The organism is Methylophaga sp. UBA5088, assembly GCF_002414625.1.
In the GTDB taxonomy this organism is placed as follows: Bacteria; Pseudomonadota; Gammaproteobacteria; order Nitrosococcales; family Methylophagaceae; genus Methylophaga; species Methylophaga marina.
Window position 1 is genome coordinate 21,893 of sequence record NZ_DIAC01000002.1, and the last position, 1,741, is coordinate 23,633.

General features: G+C 44.4%; 2 protein-coding genes. One reads left to right on the top strand and one right to left on the bottom strand.

Translation table 11 applies throughout. The annotated features are described in order from the left end of the window. Positions 1 to 769: M17 family peptidase N-terminal domain-containing protein (locus B4K20_RS00320; RefSeq protein WP_289281447.1), on the bottom strand; the 769-nt coding region annotated here is incomplete at its 3' end. A 90-nt stretch (positions 770 to 859) separates the two neighbouring features. Here B4K20_RS00320 and lptF point away from each other — a divergent pair. Further along, positions 860 to 1,741 (top strand): LPS export ABC transporter permease LptF (gene lptF, locus B4K20_RS00325; protein WP_289281448.1); only part of this gene is annotated, 882 nt, incomplete at its 3' end.

The following is a 1,741-nucleotide window of genomic DNA, read 5'->3' on the forward strand; positions in this document are numbered from 1 at the left end:
TGTCACCCGCGCCTTTGTATTCCATGGTGATTAATTTGGCAGGCTGGCGGCTGCCGCGAGATACGGAGAGCAGAGAACCCATACCTAGGGCTTCCATATCCGCTTCTTCTAATACAGTGGTATTGATCGAAGCATATTTTTCACCCAAGGCAACTGCTTGTTCTGCCAGGTAAGTTGGGGTACATACGTTGCCTGGAAGATTCCCAAGTTCACGAGCCAGATTCATCCCTGCGCCGATGGCTGCACCTTGTTCAGCTGCTTTTTGGATGTCAGCAGCGTCTTGTTCAACAGAAATAGTGCATGCTAGCAGCGGTTTTTCGACCGATTTCGTTTCAGATTTCGTTTGTGAATATTTATATAATGCTGTTTCTGCATTGCAAGCAATTTGACGTGCTTTCCACGCAGTATTGCGATTATTCACTTCGATATCAGTAAAACTACACACGGCTTTCTCAGCGCCACTTTCATTCAGCGCTACAATCGCTGCAGATGTGGCGGTGTTAAAATCATTTTCTGTTGTTTTTGTTTTTTTGCCGAAGCCGACTAGTAATACTCGAGGGCTGTTTATCTCAGCTAGATTGTGAAGGAATAAGGTTTGTCCTGGTTTTCCGCTAAAGTCACCATTATCAACGATACGCTTGATTTGGCCTTGTGAAGCTTTATCAAGTTGCTGGGCGGAAGGGCTGAGTTCACCCTCGTTGTATATACCAACGGCAATACAATCGGTTTTCTGAGATGCAAGGGCATCACTAGTGACAAAATACTGCATGGATTTCTCCTGTAAGGACAATTTGGTTTAGACTTCGTTATTTTAGTGTGTCAGATAATACCAATCTATTCTAACCAAGACTCTTAATTCATGCGCAACGTTCCACAACAGATTTTTTCCTGGCTATGGGTCATAGACCGCTACATGCTCAAGGAATTTGTGATTAACCTGACGGCAATTACAGGAGTTCTTTGGTTAATTTATATCTCTACACGATTTGCGCGCTACCTGGCTGAGGCAGCCGTCGGCAATATGCCTGCCGATGTTATTTTTAGTCTGCTCGGTTTCAGTTCGCTTGGCGCTCTATCTATCTTGCTACCCATAGCAGCCTTTCTGGGAGTGATGCTCACACTCGGGAGAATGAGTTCCGATAATGAGCTGACAGTGATGGCCGCCTGTGGCATTTCGCGTAAACGAATCATTAGAAATGTGTTGATATTTTCCGGTGTTGTGGCAGGCATAGTTGCGTATCTGTCGCTAACTATTGTGCCTAGTGTCTTGGCTGAACGCTACGAACTTGAGCAAAAAGCTAAGATGTCAGCGAATACGACCGGTTTGGTTGCGGGGAGTTTTAAAGAAAGTCGAAATGGCGATTGGACATTTTATTCTGAAAAACTTAGTAGCGATAAACAGTTAATGGAAAACGTATTTATCGAAATTCACCGCAAGAACAAGCCGCTGATTTTTCGTTCTGATACAGGCCATTTTGAAGTAGATGTCGATACCGGCGATAAATTTCTGGTACTGAATGAGGGTTATCGCTACGAAGGAAAAGCAGGCCAACAAGATTTCACAATTGCAGAATTTGAGTCACACAGTTTGTTGGTAGAAAAAGGCGATGATGGACAAGTCAGAGAACGCCATAAAGCGCTCCCGACCAGTGTGTTATGGCAACGCGGCGGTTTGGAAGATATTGCTGAAATTCAATGGCGAATTTCTGCTGCCATCATGACGCTTGTGTTGTGTATATCA